Raw genomic sequence first — 17,744 nt, 5'->3', positions numbered from 1 at the left:
GGTGCCTCCAGAGGGGGTAAGTGATTGCCAGGTGTTGGAGCGCTATATAAACATCCTGGTCAACGCCCGAACAGCGCCGTCATTCCCAACAAGCGCTTTTGCCGCCAAGCCGGTGCGCTGGTAGGGAAAAGCACCTCGTCTGGCCGGAAGCGGGCGAGACCGCAGGCCGCGGCGATGCGCTGGCGTTGCTGGCCGCGGACAAGGGCTTGCTGAAAGCTGTGTTCGCTATGGGCCAATCCCAGCATGTAACGAGTCCCCACTTGAAAGTGTCCGCCGTGGGTTTGCCACCATCGTTCGATTGCCTGCGGGTCGGGCCAGGGCAGGTTTTCATCGGGGTCCATGGCGACATTGGGATCTTCAGGGTTGTCGTTCGGGCCTGCATCGAAATCTGGCAGGTCCTGCAATTCCAGATCAAGTAACGCCAGGTCGGCGCCGGTGATCAGGCTGAAGGCTTCACCGGCGACGCGGGCATAGGGCAGGTCGCTCATCTGCTGGATCAACCAGGGCACGCTGACCGGATCGCCCAGCAGTCCAAGGGCCTGGATGCCGACGCGCCGATCCCGGGGATCCTGTACCCACTGGCGTATCCAGGCGATGCTGGGTTCGCGTTCTTGCCAAGCCAGCAGTACGCAGAGCGCGCGGTACTGGAACTCGCCCGGTTGCTCGGCGAATGAGCGCAGAGGCTCCAAGGCCTGCTGATCGCCCATTTGGACAGTGGCCCAATTGGCCCAGAAGCGCGTGGCGGCGTCTGCATGCTGGCGGTGGGCGCGAATCGTCGGGAACAGGTCGCGCCGGCGCAGTTCGCCCGCCGTGCGGGCGGCACGTGCCAGCACGCTTGGGTCGGCATCGGAAAGTCCGGCCAGCAGGGCGGAGCCGGGGTCGTGGCGATGCATGCCGCAGGCGGCCAGGCCGAGGCGGCGAAACAGTGGGTCGGGGGAGGCGAGCATGCGCTCGATCCAGGGCGATACGCGCTCCCAGTCGAGCCACCCCAGGGCCATCAGGTAACCGCGCTCCGTTTCCAAGGCACTGCGCAAATGCTCGCTGAGCCGCGACAGCACTTTGCCGTTAGCCGCTTCGAAAGCCAGCACCACGCTGGCGAACATCTCGCCGATGGCGTGGGGACTTAGCTGGGCCAGCAGGATTTGCAAACCCGTGGGGCCGGCGATCCGCAGGCCGTCGAGATGTGCGTCGATGCGCTCGTCGAGTGTGCGGAGATCGTCCAGGTCGTAGTGCGGGGCGCGTAATGCATCATCGCGCAGGACGGCCAGGAAACTCGCTTCCTCGACATGCAGGTCAAGGACGATGGGCAGTGTTTTCATCAGCCATCGATCCTGATGTACGGGCAGGCAGGGTCAGTCAATTTGCAGGCACCGTTTCCAGTTCGCACCCTCGAACTCCATGACGTCCTTGGGCCCGATGGACCACATGATGCCGTCGGCCGCGCTCAGGTGATAACACGTGCGCGGTGCGTCGTCGCCAAAGTCGATGGGGATCAGCTTGCCGTCCTCGAGGCGATAGACAAAATGGGTGGACGACACGTACAGCTGTCCATCGAAGTACTCCATGCCCCAGAGGTCTTCCCGGGTGCTGTCATGCTCGATCACTTCCCATTGGTCATCGCGGCCCCGCAACAAAGTGCCGAGCTGGCCGCAGGCATAGGCAAAACCGTCCGGCGCGCAGCGAACCTTGTAGAGCGCCAGGTTGGTCGGGCTGTTCTGCTGGGTGAAGACGGAACCGTCGTACTTCCAGATTTCGCCTTCCCAACCGACTGTGTAGATTTCCTGTTCGCTGAACCCATCGATTGATTCGAAGCTGGTGTCGGTGATGGGGGTGTCGCCGACCTGGGCGCTCTGGTCGATGCAACGCCACTGGTTCTCGTCATCGCGGACGTAGGCCTGGCGGCAGGTGCCTACGGCGTAGGCGCGGCCTTTGGCGATGCCGCGGATTTCGCGGAGAGGGCCGCGTTTTTTGGGATCTACTGCGCAGCTTGCGATGGGGGCCTCTTCTTTAATCACGCCACCGCCACTGGTACGTACTGATCCATCTGCGCCCAGAACCACGTAACGCTCGGCCGGTACATGGCAGACCGTGCCTGAGCAGGCGAGCCATGGAACGGTGCCTGCGCCCCAGTTTCCACCGTCCAACGTTATCAATATCGAATCTATGTAGCCTTCGCTGGTGGCGGCATCGTGTGTCGCAATCAAATAGCTGAGGTCTGAATAGCGAACGACTCCAGTACTGATGCTAAGTCCATTGAATCGTGAGTCTTGAGTGTCCATCTGATCTCCTAGCGTAAGTTCATTAACGGGAAGACTCGCTTCCGATCATCTCGGCCGCAGCCTTGGCGCGCTGAGCTGGATCACTCGTCATGGAAGCTCGGGCATTGATCGGCTTCTCATCGCCTGGGTCCTTTGCTTTGTCGTGGTACTTGTTCAACTGGGCTTCCAGACACTCCTGGGAGCAGTCGGAATCCGGAAAGGTTTTCTTGGCGGCTTTGGCCCCTGTCGCCGTGGCCTTGGACCTTGGCCATTCGCCTTTTGCATCGGCCTCGTGCAAGGCCACCACCCCACGTCGGGTATGCATCTGGCCGTGGGTGGCGGTGGTCTGGTTGGGGCCCTCCACGCACATGACCGGGGCCTTGTCGGTCTGGTATTTGCTCCAGCCGGCTTTTGTCGGGTGCTGGTTTCTGGGCTGACCCGGAAAGGCTGGTCCGTCGGTAAAGGATGCCGAATCGATCAGGTGGTCTCCGGTTTGTCCTGGGCAACACCTGTTGGGCTTGTACGGCGCGAGAAAACAGCGCAGGGCCTTTTGGCAAGGGTCGGCGTTGATGGTTTTTGCCAACGACGAATACTCGCTTTGTACTCCGGTGTGTGCCGCTAGATAAGCCGGATCAGTCTGAAACCCGTCGCCTGCCGTTTTCTTTGCGACGTTACGGTCTTTGAGGGCGTTTTTCAGCTTGTCTATATCCGGGCAGACCACTTTCTTACTGGTATCGCAAGCGTCGTTCACCCGCTTTTTTTCACCCTCGCATTGGCCCAGGTCCTTGGCAAGAGCCATTCTGTCCGTATAGGGCCAGGGCACGGTATTGCCAGGCTGGGAAGCATGGTTATGGGTGGTCAGGTCCATATGCCGGACAACATTCTTGCCTTCATACTTCACGTCCATCGACCAGGAAGTGAAATACACCTTCCCCTTGTTCCGGGTCGTGACGATCCCCTTTTTCGGCGCATTCCCAGCCTCGTCCCCATAGCTGGTCTTGAAGTGGCTCTTGTCCTTGAGCATCACTTCCTTGCCACTGATCTTCACCGTGCGACTGCCCTTGGTGGTGTCCTTGGCCATGCCCGTGTTGGGGTAGGGGATGGGCACACCGAGCGGGGTGGGCGGGGCCTGGGGTGGGGTGAAACAGACATCCGGGAAGCAGGCGATCGACTTGCCGTCAGCCGCCTTGCAGGACACTTCCATATTATTGGCAAAGACCTCGTTGGCCATCAGGCGGCCCTCACAATCTGGTAGCTGAGCAGCGCGGCGGCGCGTTGGCCGGCGTCGTTGCCCAGGTGGCAGAAGATGTTCGGTCCTTCGCCGTAGCCCTTGCGACTGGCAGCCAGAGCCACGGCGAGCATCACCGGGCCGATGGCGGCGCCGACTTCGCCAATGCAGTCGGCAGGGTGCCAAAGATGGAAGAACTCCTTGCGTACCCGCAGGCTACGGCTCAGGGCCAGGGAGGCCTCCTTGAAGTAGTACTGCTCGCCGGAAATATCCGTCAGCCGATAATCCATCTGCTCCAACCCGCAGCCAGCTTCGCCCAGGGCGGCCCGTATGGCCTGGGTCAGGCCTTCGGCGCGCAGAGGCAGGTCTTCGGATTCCACCGTGGCCTGTTCCACGCCGAACCCCAGGCCGATGCAGAGCAATTGCGGCTGTTCATTGGCAACGGGAGCGGCCAGCACCACCGCTGCGGCACCTTCGCCGGGGATGAAACCGTTGGAGTTCTCGCTGGTAAGCAGGCGTTCGCGTTGTTCGAAAGCGGTCAGGGTCGCTCCATTAAGGAGGGAGTCGACGCCGGCAATGATCACGTGGCGATGGCCATCCTGATGTATCAACGCACGCGCGTTGAGCAGGGCCACGGCGGCACTGACCCGGCCCCGCGCGATGACGTAGGAACCAGGATGAAAACGGATGCCCAGTTCGGCTTCGATGGCCGGCAGCAGTCCCTGATCGAGACCGGCGAGGCGACCAGGACGTTCAGCTTCCGCCAACCCCAGCAACAGCGGGGTCTTTTCCGGGTCGAGCCCCGGAGCACTCTGCAGGGCCTCGGCAATGGCGCGGGCAGCCATCTTGATCAGCTTGGTGCGGCCGAGCCAGGGTTGCTCCAAAGGCACGCTCGCGGCAATCAGCCATTCGCCGGCGCGGTCGATAAAGCGGGTTTCCTGGAAATTGTCGATGGCACAGCGGATCGCCGCGCAGCTCGCGGGTGCGCTGAGGCCAACGGCACTGACCATGCCGGAGCCGATGATACACAGCGCGGTCATCCGTCAGCCTCCTCGGGCGCCTGCCTGGCTTTTACCAGAGAGGAGAGGGACGGGTAGTAATCCTTGCCCAGTTCACGGGCGCGCCACCAGCCCGTGGACATCGTGCCGACCAGCACCTGGGCGATCTCGAACAGGTTGCGTCGTAGCGGACGGGAAACACGCCAGGTCAACTGCACCTGGCGCGCATCCGTGTCGATCAACAGGGTGTCGATCACCGCCTGCACAGTCTCATGACCGCCTTTTTTCAGGAAGAAAGTCACCGGCACAGCCATTTCGGGAATGCGAAAGCCTGCGCGCTCCTGGGGCGTGAGGTTGAGCAGCTGTACGTTCTCGCCACCACGCAGGTAAGAAACCTGCTGGTCGTCAGGGGCTGCCTGGAAGTAGCGACGGTCGAAATCTGGTGGCAGAAACGGAAAGCAGTCGGCCAACCAGGCATCATCGTAAGTACCGGCAAAACGGATGCGTTGCGGCCAGCTTCGGCCAATGGGACCGAGCGCCATGGGGCGAAAGTCGCCGGAGGGGCTGTCGATCGGTTTGCCCAGTTCCTCGGTATTCGGCATGGGCTTGCCCGCGATTTCAGCACTGCCGGTGCTGCCTGGAAACCAACCGCAACCACTCGGATTGTCCGGATACTCATGCAGCATGCCCGGCTTGTTGGCCATGGGATGGGACCCTCCGTAGGCCTGGGCATAAGAGATGTCCTGCTCGGTGAAGGGCTGGGGTAAGCCAGGAGAAGCACCCAATAGTCCTGGTTGCCATTGCCGGGGACCAAGGACGGAAAAGGCTTTGGTCATCTGACCAACCCGAATGCCCGCGGTCAACTGCGTCACGGGCCGGCCGCCTGGTGCGTAGGCTTTGCCACACACCAGTACATCGCAATATGGCTTGAACGGGGCAAAGTCCATTTCCTGCCGAGGGGCGCTGAGGCCCGGTTCGCCAAGAAAAGTGTCGGCCATCAGCAGCGGTTGCTGGGTGTCAGCGAGGGTCGCGGCGCGGCCGTCCAACGGAAGATCGAAAGTGCCCTTGGCCACCACAACCAGGGACTCGCGGCCGTCGCTTGCCATGCCCAGGGTGTAGGCAACCACCAATTTGCTGGCGTTGAGCAGTTCCATGGATCGCCTACCTTCTAATTAATCTGCACCGAACCGCCCTTGATACGGTTCACGCCGGATGACCGGTTCGAAAGATAGGTCCCACGGATCAGCACCTTGCCCTCACGGGTGAGGGTAATGCTCGCCTTGCCGCAACGCAGGACGATTTCCCGCTCTGCCGTGAACTCCAGGCGCTCGCCATCCAGGTGGGCGGCGGTTGGCGTCGAGGTTTGCGGCAGGCGCTGGATGCGACCGATCACCAGCGGCCGGGTCAGGTCGCCGGCCTCGAACATCAGTGCGACCTGGGCACCGATGTCTTCACGGGTGAGCGGGGTGGTGGTGCGCGCGGCGAGGCCCGTTTCGCCGGGGCAGCCCGGGAAGGCCACCACCGGGGCGTCCGCCCCGGGCACATCCAGCAGCACCCCGATCACGACGCCATCCACGCGCGCGGGCGTGGCGGCGGGGGAAACGGGGAAATGATATTCAACGGTCATGGCGCCCACTCCGTGGCTAGTTCTGCAGGATTTTCTGGCCTTTGACGACCACGTTCTTGTTCGCCTTGATGTTGATGGCGCCGGAGCCGTCGATGGTGATGTTCTTGCCGCTGATCACGATGGTGCCGTCCTTCTTCATGGTGATGCTGGCCGCGCCCGTGGTCAGGCTGATGGAGTCGCCAGCGTTGAGGGAGAAGTGCTTGCCCACGTCCAGGCTGTCGTTCTGCTTGATGCCCGTGTTGCGGTTCTGGGCGACATCGCGGGATTCGTTCTGGCCGATCTGGGTACTCTGGTTGCCGTTGATCTCGATGCCTTCATTGCCCTGGACCGTTTCGTTACGGTTGCCGCTGATGCCGATGGTCTCGTTGCCACCCACGTCCTCGGTCCGGTTGCTGGCGATGGAGATTTTTTCGTTCGCACCGACTTTTTCCGTGCGGTCGGCACCGATGGTGATGGTCTCGTTATTGCCCACGCTCTCGGTGCGATTGGCGCCAATGGTGATTTTCTCGTTGCTGCCGACATCCTCGGTGCGGTTCACACCAATGGAGATGGTTTCGTTATTGCCGACCTTTTCCTTGCGGTCCACACCAATGGTGATGGTTTCGTTGTTATCGACGGTTTCGGTGCGGTCGTGTTTGACGTGCACGGTTTCGTCGTTGTCGATGGTCTTGCGGCGGTCATGGCCAACCCAGTGGGTCTCGTCGTTCTCGACCTCGATGTCCTGGTTTTTCTCGGCGTGGATAAACAGCTGCTCGGCGCCTTTCTTGTCCTCCATGCGGATTTCATTGAAGTTGGCCGGTGAGCCGCCCTTGCTTGAACGGCTTTTCACCCCGCTCTGGGTGGCATTGGCGGGCAACCCGTAGGGCACGGTCTGTTCGGCGTTGTAGACGCGGCCGGTGATGATCGGCCGATCCGGATCGCCCTCGAGGAAACTGACGATCACTTCCTGACCGATCCGCGGGAGCTGCACGGATCCCCAGTTCTTGCCGGCCCAGGCCTGGGAGACGCGAATCCAGCAGGAGCTGTTTTCATTGGACTGGTCATGGCGATCCCAATGGAAATGCACTTTGACCCGGCCATATTGGTCGGTCCAGATTTCCTCGCCACTGGGCCCCACCACCACGGCGGTCTGCGGTCCGCGGACGATGGGCATCGGCGTGAGGGGCAGAGGACGGAAGGCCTGGTTGGCATCCATGCAGTCCAGCTCGCTGACGAACTGTTCGGCGACGTCCGACTGCCCGCTTTCATAGGCATCCTGACGAATCTGATAACGGGCGGCCACCACCAGATACTCGCGGTTCTGGTCCGCGCGGTCGTATCCCGTCAGCGTGAACACATGACCGCAACCGATGCCGCGTGCGCGTCCACGCAATTGCACACGCTCGAACTGACTGTGGATGGCTTCGATGCGAGTACGTGCATAGTGATCGCCATCGTTGCTCTGGACGTACTCACCGGGGTAGTCGTAGAGCGGGTAGTCGGCGTTGGTGTGGTTGCGCGGTACGCTGGAACGCACCTCAAGGCTGGCGCGCGGGCGCAGGAAGTCGTAGTCGTTCAACGCCAGCGAGCCGGGTTGGACTTCCCGTGCCAGTTGCCAGTCGTAGAAATGATCGCGCTCGCGCATTTGCCGATCGGGCGGGTAGAAGGGCACCGAGGCATAGTCCGCCGCCGAGGAGTGGGCACCATAGGCATCGGCCAGCACCAGCACATGACGGTTTTTTTCATGGCGAAAGTAGTAATAGATGCCTTCCTGCTCCATCAGCCGACTGACAAAGTCGAAGCTGGTTTCACGGTACTGCACGCAATACTCCCACTCGCGGTAGCTGCCGCTCAGGCTGTCTTCGAAATCGGAGAAGCCGAGGTCACGGAACACCTGCTTGATGATGTCCGGCACCGTCTTGTTCTGGAAAATCCGGCAATCGGAGGTGCGCGTGAGCAACCAGAACCAGGGCCGCAGGCTGACGCGGTAACCGGCGAACTGGCCGTGCCCGGTCAACTGCCGGCAACTGCAAACGATGCCGTGGAAATAGCGTTTCGCGCCGTCGTACAGCTCCAGGGTCAGGCCCATCGGCTTGCCCAGCAACTGGTCGAACGTGATCGCCCGGTCTTCGGAGGTCAGGTCCAATTCGTAGTGGAACAATCGCCCCAACTCTTCGCTGCCTTCCATGCTTTGCAGCAACAGGACATCGCCGCCCAGAGGGCTGTCGACCTGCACCAAACGGCTGTTTTGGGTGATTGCCATGAGCGGCTTCCTTGGCTCGGGTTCGGGCGTCAGTTGGCCGTCGTAAGAAAGGTGGCGCCGTAGGCAAGGGCGCCGCCAAAGGGAACGTGAAGGGAAATCAAGCTCAACGTTTGCTGCACATCCACCACAGAGGTGATCTCCTTATCGGTCTGGCGGTCTTTAGCATGCGGCCAGATTGGCAGATGCTGAGGTCAAGATAGGTGACTGAAAGGTCGTTTGCTTAGTTTCATTAGCTATATATGTTATTCATTAATCGAATAACTGAAAAAGTGAATGCTGACTCGCCCCCCTGGTCATGGGGGGATGAAACTGCGTACCCGCTACTGTTCTTCTAGGGTTTCGCCGGGTTCAATTGCTCGGCTTCCATGGCTGAACGTCTATCGATGCGCGCCACGGTGTAGGCGCACACGCCCAGCACCGCAGGACACAGGGCCAATACCGCGAAGCTCTTCACGACAGGCATGCCGCTGTTGAGCACATGGGCACCGAGCAGCGGCCCGCATACCGAGCCGAACTTGCCCATGGAGGCGGCCCATCCGGCGCCGTTGCCGCGAATGGCACTGGGGTAGAAAATCCCGGCGATGCTGGTGATGCCGTAGTGACTTCCCTTGACGAAGATGGCGCCGACCATGCTCAGCGCAATGAAGGCGTTGCCTTGCAGGTCGCCAATGCCCAGCGCCAGCAGGAAGGGTAATGAAAGCAGGGGATAGATCATCACCGCATAGGGCCCTCGGGTGTCGACGACTCGCATCAGCACAAGCCCTGCCATGGCACCGCTGAAGGACGCGAAGGAGCTTACCCAGGACGCCGTAGCCCGGTCGAAGCCCGCATACTGATACACCAGCGGGCTCCATGACGCGAGGAAGTACATGGCCATGGAGCTTGCGCCAAAGCCGATCCAGATCATGGGCGTGATCCATTTCAGTTTGCCGATGAACAGCTGGCCGACCCGAAATGGCTGGCGGCCGATGTCGATTTCATCGGCCAGGAAATAGCGGTCCCCGGCGCGCACATCGATGCCCGGATCCAGGCGCTTGAGGATTCGCAGCACGGTTTGCGGTTGCTTCTGCTTGCTCACCAGAAACCGCACCGACTCCGGCAGGGTGAAAAACAACAGGACGCTGGAGAGCAGCGTGGCGATACCGCCCAGCACGAACACACTGGCCCAGCCGTACTGTGGTGCGAGCCATACGGTCAGTGGACCGGCTGCCGCGCCCCCCAGGCTGAAGCCGACCATGATGAGGGTGATCACGCTGGCACGGTAGCGCTTGGGCACGAATTCGATATTCAGTGCCCAGCACAGCGGCAGCATGGCGCCCAGGGCAAAACCGTTGAGAAAACGCAGCACCAGCAGCGAGGCGTAGCTGTCGGCAAAGGTGAACAGCAGCGTCAGCACACCAAAGGCGCTGGTGGACAGAATGATGGTCGGACGCCGACCGATCCGGTCGCCGAGATAACCGAAAAAGAACCCGCCCAGCATCATCCCGAACAACCCGATGGAGAAAATGTTGCCCAGTTGCAGTTTGTCCAGGCCGATTTCCTCGGCCATGTAGGCGGCGGTATGGGACAGCATCAACAAGTCGAAACCATCGAGGAAGGTGATCAACACCGACACGCAGATGATCAGATAGTTGAAGCCCGACAGTTTGCGCCCCTCGATCAGGGCGGCGACATCAACGGCGCGAGACGACGTCATGGGTGTTCTCCCGGTAAGACGTATGCGAGCGGGTTCCGGTGGGCGGGGCTCACCACAGTTTCCAGGTGTAAGCCACGATCAGGCGGTTCTCATCGAGTTGCTGGGTCAGGCCGTTTCCGGAGCGGAAGGTGAGGTTGCGCCAACGCACGTTCAGGCCTTCCAGGGCACCGCTTTGGAAAACGTAAGCCAGGTCGGTGTCGCGCTCCCACTCACTGCCGTCGCTGACCGTGCGCGTGTGGATATCGCTGCCTTTCACGTAGCGGGTCATGAACGTCAGGCCGGGTATGCCGAGCGCGGCGAAGTCATACTCGTAGCGCAACTGCCAGGACTTCTCGTTGGCTTTGGTGAACGAGTTGTAGGTGACCAGGTTCGCCACATAAGGCGTGCCGGTATCGATGACTGGAAACACACTTTCACCCGACAGCCGCTGGAACGCCGCGGAGAAGCGCTGGGCCCCGACGGTCAGGGTGAACATGCCGTTGAAGTTGCGGTTGTCGATCTTCCCGGCTTTTCCAACACCGATATCGTCGCTGTCGACGTAGCGCAGGTCGGAGCGCAGGCTCACGCCTTCCCCCAGGGGCAGCACATGGATCAGGCCGGCGAACTGCTGACGGTAGATGTCTTGCAGCTCACCGTAGTGGTAGCGCAGGGTCAGTTGCTTGCCGACGGTGTAATCGCCGCCGAGCAGGTCCAGGTGATCGCTGCTTTGGCCGGCATAGCTGATGTCGTCGTTGCTGGATGAGTCGCGGCCATTGGCCTTGGTCAGTCTTGCCGCGGTGACGGTCAAGTTGTCGAGCTCGCCGGACGTCAGGTAGGCACCGGTGAAGGTGGAGGGCAGCAATCGCGTATCGCTGTAATACGCCAGCGGATGAATCGGCATCAGCGTTCCGACCTTGAGCTGGGTCTTGGACAGGCGCATTTTTGCGGTCAGCCCCAGTTCGCTGTAGTCGTCCACCGGTTGATTGCTGTCGGGGCCATAAGGCAACAGCCCACCGCCACGGCGGCCCGCACCGGAATCGAGCTTGATCCCCAGTTCCCCCAGGGCATCGAGCCCGAAGCCAACAGTGCCTTCGGTGTAGCCCGATTGAAGCTCGGCAATGAAGCCTTGGGTCCATTCCTCGGCCTTGGCCTGAGGCGCGTCGCTCTGGCGGAAATCGCGATTCAAGTAAAAGTTGCGCGTCGTCAGCGTCGCGCTGCTGTCTTTGATGAAGTCCGCATGGGCGCCGGTGACTGGGCCACAGAGCGTCAGGGCGGCGGCGAGCAGAAGGTTCCTGTTCATTTTTATTGGTCTCAGGATCAGTAGGATTTTCAGGACGAGTTTTGCCTGACCGCGTCGATAGCGACGCGGTACGGGCTGCCTGGGTCAGGCGCGGTAAGCCGGCAGAAAGGTGCTCAGGTTTGTGACGGGGCGGGCAGTGGGTCTGCCCCACGGTGGCGGCGTGTCAGGTGGCCAATGACAAAGGCACAGGCCGCCAGCACGGCGGGGCAGACCGCCAGGACCAGGAAACTCTTGACCACCGGCAGGCCACTATTGAGCACATAGGCGCCCAGCAATGGGCCGAGGATCGAGCCGATCTTGGCGATGGAGGTGGCCCAGCCGGCGCCATTGGCGCGAATGGCACTGGGATAGAACACCCCGGCGATGCTGAGGATTCCATAGTGGGAGCCTTTGACGAACACGCCGCCGACCAGGCTCAACATCAGGAACGCCGTGCCTTGCATGCCGGTGATGCCCAGCACCAGCAGGAAAGGCAAGGCCAGCAACGGATAGATCATCACCATGTACGGTCCACGGGTGTCGACGAAGCGCATCATCGCCAGGCCCGCCATCGCACCGCTGAAGGATGCGATCGAGCTGACCCACGACGCTGTCGCGCGATCGAAGCCGGCGTATTGATAGACCAGCGGGCTCCAGGAGGCGAGGAAATACATGGCCATGGAGCTGGCGGAGTAGCCCAGCCAGATCATGGGCGTGATCCATTTCAAGCGGCCGATGAACAACTGGCTGACCCGAAATGCCTGGCGACCGATGTCCGGCTCGTCCAGCAGGACGAATTGGTCAGTAGGGCGCACGTCCAGGTTCGGGTCCATGCGCTTGAGAATCGCCGCGATTTTCTCCGGTGCCTGACGCTTGCTGGCCAGGAAACGCACCGATTCGGGCAGGGTGAACAACAACAGCACCCAGGCGCACAACGTGACCACGCCGCCGAACACGAACACGCCCTGCCAACCGATATGCGGCGCCAGCCACACCGTCAGCGGGCCGGCCATCGCGCTGCCGAGGCTGAACCCGACCATGATGATGGTGACCACCGTGGAGCGATAACGCTTGGGAACGAACTCGATGTTCAAGGCCCAGCACAACGGCAACATGGCGCCCAGGGCGAAGCCGTTGAAGAAACGCAGGACCATCAGCGACGCGTAGCTGTCGGCCATGACAAACAGCAACGTCAACAGGCCGAACGAGCAGGTGGAAAACAGAATGGTGGGGCGCCGTCCGATGCGGTCCCCCAGGTAACCGAAGAAGAACCCGCCCAGCATCATGCCCAACAGGCCGATGGAGAAGATTTCGCCCAGTTGGATCTTGTCCAGGCCGACCTCATCGGCGATGTAGGAGGCGGTGTGGGAGAGCACCAACAAGTCGAAGCCGTCGAGGAAGGTGATCAAGACCGAAACCAGAATCACCACGTAGTTGAAACGTGACAGTTTGCGTGCCTCTATAAGCGCCGCGACATCCAGGGTACGGGACTGTGACATGTGCGTTCTCCACTGCATTTTTTATTGTTGTCGGAGTGGCGCCCCCCGTTCACATGGCGGGCGCATCGAACTGCTTGAAACCTATTCCAGATTGAATGCCAGCCGTTCGCGCAACACCTGCGCGGGTATATCACTCAGGCGCCCGTCCGGGCCAGCCAGATCCAGTGCATGGGCGGCCGCGGCCCCCATGGCGATACACGGCCCCATCACGCGCACACTCGACAGCGCGGCCGCGTCAGCGTCGATGCAGCGGCCCGCGACCACCAGGTTATCGCTGCCCTCGGGGAGCATGCTGCGCAACGGCACGCTGTGGACATGATCGTCGCCAAAGGGCTCCCACTGGTAACCGGTGCTGTCGCCGTGCAATTCCACCGGCCAGGAGGTGCGCGCCACCGCATCCGGAAACATCGTAGCGGCACGCACTTCATCGGTGGTCAGGTGATGTTGGCCGACAATCCAGCGGGTCTGGCGAATGCCTGGCAGTGCATACGCCCGTACCTTGGCCTTGCCGTAGGCCTGGGGATACTCCGCTTTGAGGAAACGGATCACCTGGTCCACCTGTTGGCGCCCGGCGAGGGCGACGTGAGACGCGGCGACCGGATCCAGGGGCGTTTCGATGTGCGTCATGTTGAACGCTGCCGTGCCGCGTCCGGGGAACTGGAAGAACAGGCCGTCGTCGCGCTCGATGCCGTAGTGCCTGGCTTTTTCCTTGACCCGTTCGGTGAATTGCGCGCGCGTCGGCAGGTGGGCTTCATCGATATGCTCGAGAACGAACATCTGGGTGCCGTAGATGGGCGTGTCCGGTTCGCGACAGGCGAGCCCGGCGTTCCAGACCAGTGCAGCATCGCCGCTGGCATCGATAAAGCCGTTGGCCGCCACGCGCACGTCGCCATAACGGGTGGCCAACTCCACTTCCTGGACCCGCGAGCCTTCGCGCACCACCTCACGCAACACCGCACCGAGCACCACGGTGATGCCAGCGTCGAGCACCTTTTGACCAATCCAGCGACCGAGGGCCACTTCGTCGTAGTAAACCACGGTGGTCAAGGGACCGATGGCCTGGTGCAAATCGCCCGAGGCGCCCAGGTCGCGAAGGATGCCGTCGGCGATGCCATGGGTCAGCAACTGCCGGTTCGGACCATTGGAGAACAAGCCGCAAAAAGTCCCGATGATCGAGCCGACCGCCTGGCCACCGAGCATGGGCAGGGCATCGAACAGCACGACGCGCTTGCCGAGCGCGGCGGCCTCCAGGGCGGCGGAAATACCGGAAATACCCGCGCCGGCGATGCAAACATCAGCCTGCAGGCGTTGCGGGGTGGGGGCGCTGGTACGGCGTACCGTGCGAATGACATGAGCCATAAAACTTCCTTTGTGGGGTAAAAAAGGCAGCCGAACCCGAACCCGTTGGCCGGTGGCCACGGGGAGCGGTTGTTTTCAGCAGGTTTCTTCGGGTTACGACGGCGCCGGCGTTCGCTGCGGACCGTTGGGCTGTTGCGGTAGGGGCGGGTCATTGCGCGATGAGCGTGGGGTCACTTCGACGATCCCGGCGTCGGCATCGACGCGCACCCAGTCCCCGGTACGGATCCGCTTTAGCGGGTCCTCGGTAAAGCCAGTCATGGCGGGTGCGTGCACGACCACCGCGCCCAGGCCCATTTTCGCGGTCATTTCGTTGAACAGCATGGCGCCAGGGGCCACGCCGGCGAGGCGCGCGATGTGGAACTGCGAAGACCAGCCGGACGAGCCCTTGGCCCCCGGAAACACCAGGACTTTGCCGGCAAAACTGATGCCCTTGAGTTCGTGGCGGGTCTCAATGACGGTGCCGCTGCGCGGGTCGATGCCACCCCAGCCAGAGATGCGGTCATGGGTCACCAGGGCTTCGCCTTCGAAGCAGCCGCCAACGACCTTGCGGCCTCGGAGCGTAAAGGTTGCGCTCATCTCAATACTCCTTTCCAACGGCCGTCGATGGCCGCCTGGATGCATTCGGCGGTGGTGCCGAACCACGCCTGGATGCCCATGATCGCCGGCAGGTAATGGGCCTGTTTGGCCGAGTCCACGGCCGCCACTCGTGTGCCCTTGGGCAGCACCTTGCCGATTGCCGAGCAGGTATCGGTCATCACATGCCCGCCGGCCTGCTCGATGATGCGGGTGTAACCGGCCACGTCAGCCAGTTGCTTGATCGACGCGGCGGTAAATATCCAGAGCTCGGTGTTCGCGCTCAAGCGCTGGCCTTCCAGCAGTTGGCAGACTTCCCAGATTTGTTCGAGGCTGTAATGCGGACAGCCCAGCATGACGAAGTCGACTTGTGCATCGTGCGCCGTGACGTTGACTTGCTCGTAGGCCCAGCGTCGTTCGGCTTCACCGAAGCGCAAGATGGCTGAAGGCCGGGAGGCGCCGAACGCTTGCTCGCGAGTGCGTGCTTCCGGCGTAACCCCGACCAGGTGATACATCTCCACGCCACCACTGGAAGCTGCCGCCGCGCCGAAGTGCTTGAGGCGAGCCAGATTGGGCTGGTGGCTCACACCTTCGATGACCGGGATACAATCCTGCACCTGTTCACCGACCCAGTAGCCAAGCAGTCCCCAGTCGGCCGTGGTGCTCACGTCCATGTCCAACTGGATCAGGTGGGTGCCGCGACGGTTCTCGTCCAAGTGCAGGCCCCAATAGGGAATCTTGCCGGTCAGCATCGCCGCGCCGGTGCTTTCCCGGCCCTCGGCGTTGGTTCGGGCGCCAAGGACCGAGTTGATATAGATCACGGCGGAAGACTCCATCCAGGCGCAGTGCTCGCCTTTCACCGGTACGTTGCCGACTTGATAAGGCGTGCAGGTGTTCAACGGTTGTACGCCCAGGCCGCTGCTGTAGGCCTGGCCGGTTTCATAAATGCGCACCACGTCCTCGCCAATGCCCTGGCGCTTGGCGTGCCGAGGGTCGATGCCTTGTTGCAGGTGACTGCTGAAGACCTTGACCTTGGGGATCCGGACCACCTCGGCGCTGTCGAGGTTGAACTCGCTGAACACCGCGTCCATGCCGCCCTCACGTTCGGCGTACTGACGCAGGAAAGGGGTGGTGGCGCCGATGGTTCCGGCCACATTCCGCGTGTCCACCAGGCATTGCGCATCCAGGGCCTCGCCATAACGCACCAGCAGGTCCATGGCTTTCTGCACGGCCGGGCCTTGATCGCCGGCAAGCATGGCTTTCTCGTCGTCGTGCAACCTCATTGCGGTTGTTCTCCGGCATGGGTGATGTCGCGCGGCTTGATCAGTACCGCACCGCGCTCCATGGAGGACACGTTATGGCGGTAGATATCCAGCCAGCCGCCGCCGAACTGCGGCGCCAGAGGCTGCCAACGGTCGCGCCGCGCCTGCATGTCGGTTTCGCTGACATCGGCGTCGAGGCTGTTGTGGTCCAGGTCGATGGTGATGATGTCGCCGTCCTCGACCAGCGCCAACGGGCCACCGACGGCTGCTTCAGGCGCGACTTCGGCCACCACCAGCCCCTTGCACACCAACCCTGAAAGATGGCCGTCCGTCAGCATGGCCACGTGGTCGCCGAGCCCGGCACCATCGATGGCGAACACCACTTTCGAGGCACCGCCGCCCATGGCCGGGCCGCCGCGCACACCGGCTCCGCGCATGACCACCACGTGGCCAGGTTGTATGCGGCCATCCTGCAAGGCTTGGATGGCATCGGCGGAGCGCTCGAAACAGATCGCAGGGCCTTTGAAGCGGCGCATCTTGTTCGGGTCGATGCCGTATTTGACGATGCCCGCTTGGGGCGCGATGTTGCCACTGAGCATCACGATGGCGGGCTGGGTGGCGAAGGGATTGTCCAGCGGGCGGATCACCGCGTCATCGCTGACGGTCACCCCTTGCAGGTTCTGCTTCAGGGTTTTCCCGGTGACCGTCAGCACGTCGCCATGCAGCAGCGGTTCCAGGCGCTTGAGCAGCCCACGGCCGCCGCCCGCGGCCTCCATCTGCTCGATGCTGTGTTCTCCCACCGGCCGCACACCGACCAGCACCGGCACCTTGTTTCCCAGGTCCCTGAAGAGTTGATAGACGTCGACCTCGACGCCGCCTTCGGCGGCCACCGCCTGCATATGTTTGATGGTGTTGACGGAGCCGCCCGCGGCGAGAATGGTCGCGACGGCGTTGGCGAAGGCATTGGGGGTCAGGATATCCCGAGGCTTGAGGTCTTCCTCGACCATTTCCACAATGCGCTGGCCGGCCTGGCGCACGAAATCGAACATCTGCGGGCTGTTGGCGGCAATCGGCGCGCTGCCGGGCAGGGCCATGCCCAGGGCTTCGCACACCAGGTGCATCGAGTTGGCGGTGCCCATCCCCGAGCAGACCCCGGGCCCCTTGATGGCATTACGAGCCATGCCGGCCAGCTCCTCGACCGGCAGCGTGCCGGTCACCACGTGCATGGAACTGATAAAGACGTCTTCGATATCGACATGCTTGCCGTTGTACTCGCCGCTTGGCTGGTAGCCGCAGACCACCACCAGGGTCGGGATATTCAGGCGGGCGGCAGCCATCAGTTGGCCGGGTACGGTTTTATCGCAAGAGGCCAGGCAGATCATGCCGTCGAGCTGAGCCCCTTCGACCGCGACTTCGATGTCGTTGGTGATGAGGTCTCGGGCGGCGAGCATGTAGGCGCCGCCGGCACCGGCACCGGTGATGAAGTCGCTGGGGGCGGCCGTGCGGATTTCGAAGGGCAGGGCACCGGCATCGCGTATCGACTGCTTGAGGACGTCCGCGATGCCATCCAGGTGACTGAAGCAGATCGCCAGGTTGGACGATGAGTTCACGATGGCGATCTTGGGTTTCTCCAACTCGCTTTCGTCAATGCCCAAGGCGCGCCACTGGGCGGCGCGTACAGCCCATAAATAAGAGCCATAGGGAAAATTGCTGCGCAGCTTCTTGGGCATGGTGTGCTCCGTTA

General features: G+C 62.1%; 14 protein-coding genes. All 14 read right to left on the bottom strand.

Annotation, left to right across the window (positions count from 1 at the left end):
* Nucleotides 1-59: 59 nt before the first annotated feature.
* Entirely contained in the window at nucleotides 60-1,319 is a 1,260-nt protein-coding gene (locus BM317_RS06400) for a TIGR02270 family protein (RefSeq protein WP_092473563.1), read from the bottom strand.
* A 33-nt stretch (nucleotides 1,320-1,352) separates the two neighbouring features.
* Complete coding sequence (locus BM317_RS06395; protein ID WP_256574055.1) at nucleotides 1,353-2,279, bottom strand: beta propeller repeat protein; 927 nt, start codon at nucleotides 2,277-2,279, stop codon at nucleotides 1,353-1,355.
* 22 nt (nucleotides 2,280-2,301) lie between these two features.
* Nucleotides 2,302-3,489, bottom strand: coding sequence for a PAAR-like domain-containing protein (locus BM317_RS06390; RefSeq protein ID WP_092473559.1), 1,188 nt, complete (start codon nucleotides 3,487-3,489; stop codon nucleotides 2,302-2,304).
* Entirely contained in the window at nucleotides 3,489-4,526 is a 1,038-nt protein-coding gene (locus BM317_RS06385; protein ID WP_092473557.1) for a 3-oxoacyl-ACP synthase, read from the bottom strand. The genes BM317_RS06390 and BM317_RS06385 overlap by 1 nt, the downstream gene beginning before the upstream one ends.
* Nucleotides 4,523-5,638 carry a DUF2169 family type VI secretion system accessory protein gene (locus BM317_RS06380; protein WP_092473555.1) on the bottom strand — a complete coding sequence of 372 codons (1,116 nt, stop codon included), beginning with the start codon at nucleotides 5,636-5,638 and terminating at the stop codon, nucleotides 4,523-4,525. Before BM317_RS06380 ends, BM317_RS06385 begins: the two co-directional genes overlap by 4 nt.
* A 14-nt stretch (nucleotides 5,639-5,652) precedes the next feature.
* Entirely contained in the window at nucleotides 5,653-6,111 is a 459-nt protein-coding gene (locus tag BM317_RS06375) for a DUF6484 domain-containing protein (RefSeq protein WP_092473553.1), read from the bottom strand.
* A gap of 16 nt (nucleotides 6,112-6,127) precedes the next feature.
* Nucleotides 6,128-8,353 (bottom strand): type VI secretion system Vgr family protein, encoded by a 2,226-nt coding sequence (locus BM317_RS06370; protein ID WP_092473551.1) that lies wholly within the window; start codon nucleotides 8,351-8,353, stop codon nucleotides 6,128-6,130.
* Nucleotides 8,354-8,684: 331 nt separating this feature from the next.
* Nucleotides 8,685-10,049 carry an MFS transporter gene (locus BM317_RS06365; RefSeq protein WP_092473549.1) on the bottom strand — a complete coding sequence of 455 codons (1,365 nt, stop codon included), beginning with the start codon at nucleotides 10,047-10,049 and terminating at the stop codon, nucleotides 8,685-8,687.
* A gap of 49 nt (nucleotides 10,050-10,098) precedes the next feature.
* On the bottom strand, nucleotides 10,099-11,328 hold the full coding sequence (locus tag BM317_RS06360) for an OprD family porin (protein WP_092473547.1): 1,230 nt from the start codon (nucleotides 11,326-11,328) through the stop codon (nucleotides 10,099-10,101).
* 113 nt (nucleotides 11,329-11,441) lie between these two features.
* Nucleotides 11,442-12,806: an MFS transporter gene (locus tag BM317_RS06355; protein ID WP_092164539.1), complete on the bottom strand. Its 1,365-nt coding sequence runs from the start codon at nucleotides 12,804-12,806 to the stop codon at nucleotides 11,442-11,444.
* Nucleotides 12,807-12,887: 81 nt separating this feature from the next.
* Nucleotides 12,888-14,225 (bottom strand): FAD-dependent oxidoreductase, encoded by a 1,338-nt coding sequence (locus BM317_RS06350; RefSeq protein ID WP_368665044.1) that lies wholly within the window; start codon nucleotides 14,223-14,225, stop codon nucleotides 12,888-12,890.
* Between the two features lie 33 nt (nucleotides 14,226-14,258).
* Nucleotides 14,259-14,741 carry an aconitase X swivel domain-containing protein gene (locus BM317_RS06345; RefSeq protein ID WP_170842251.1) on the bottom strand — a complete coding sequence of 161 codons (483 nt, stop codon included), beginning with the start codon at nucleotides 14,739-14,741 and terminating at the stop codon, nucleotides 14,259-14,261.
* A complete protein-coding gene (locus tag BM317_RS06340) occupies nucleotides 14,738-16,021 on the bottom strand; it encodes an aconitase X (protein ID WP_092473545.1) in 1,284 nt (427 codons plus the stop codon). Before BM317_RS06340 ends, BM317_RS06345 begins: the two co-directional genes overlap by 4 nt.
* Entirely contained in the window at nucleotides 16,018-17,730 is a 1,713-nt protein-coding gene (locus BM317_RS06335) for a dihydroxy-acid dehydratase (protein WP_170842250.1), read from the bottom strand. The genes BM317_RS06340 and BM317_RS06335 overlap by 4 nt, the downstream gene beginning before the upstream one ends.
* Nucleotides 17,731-17,744: the final 14 nt, after the last annotated feature.

Source organism: Pseudomonas sp. NFACC24-1, assembly GCF_900115235.1.
Taxonomy (GTDB): Bacteria; Pseudomonadota; Gammaproteobacteria; order Pseudomonadales; family Pseudomonadaceae; genus Aquipseudomonas; species Aquipseudomonas fluorescens_AA.
This window is presented reverse-complemented; position numbering and strand designations above follow the sequence as displayed.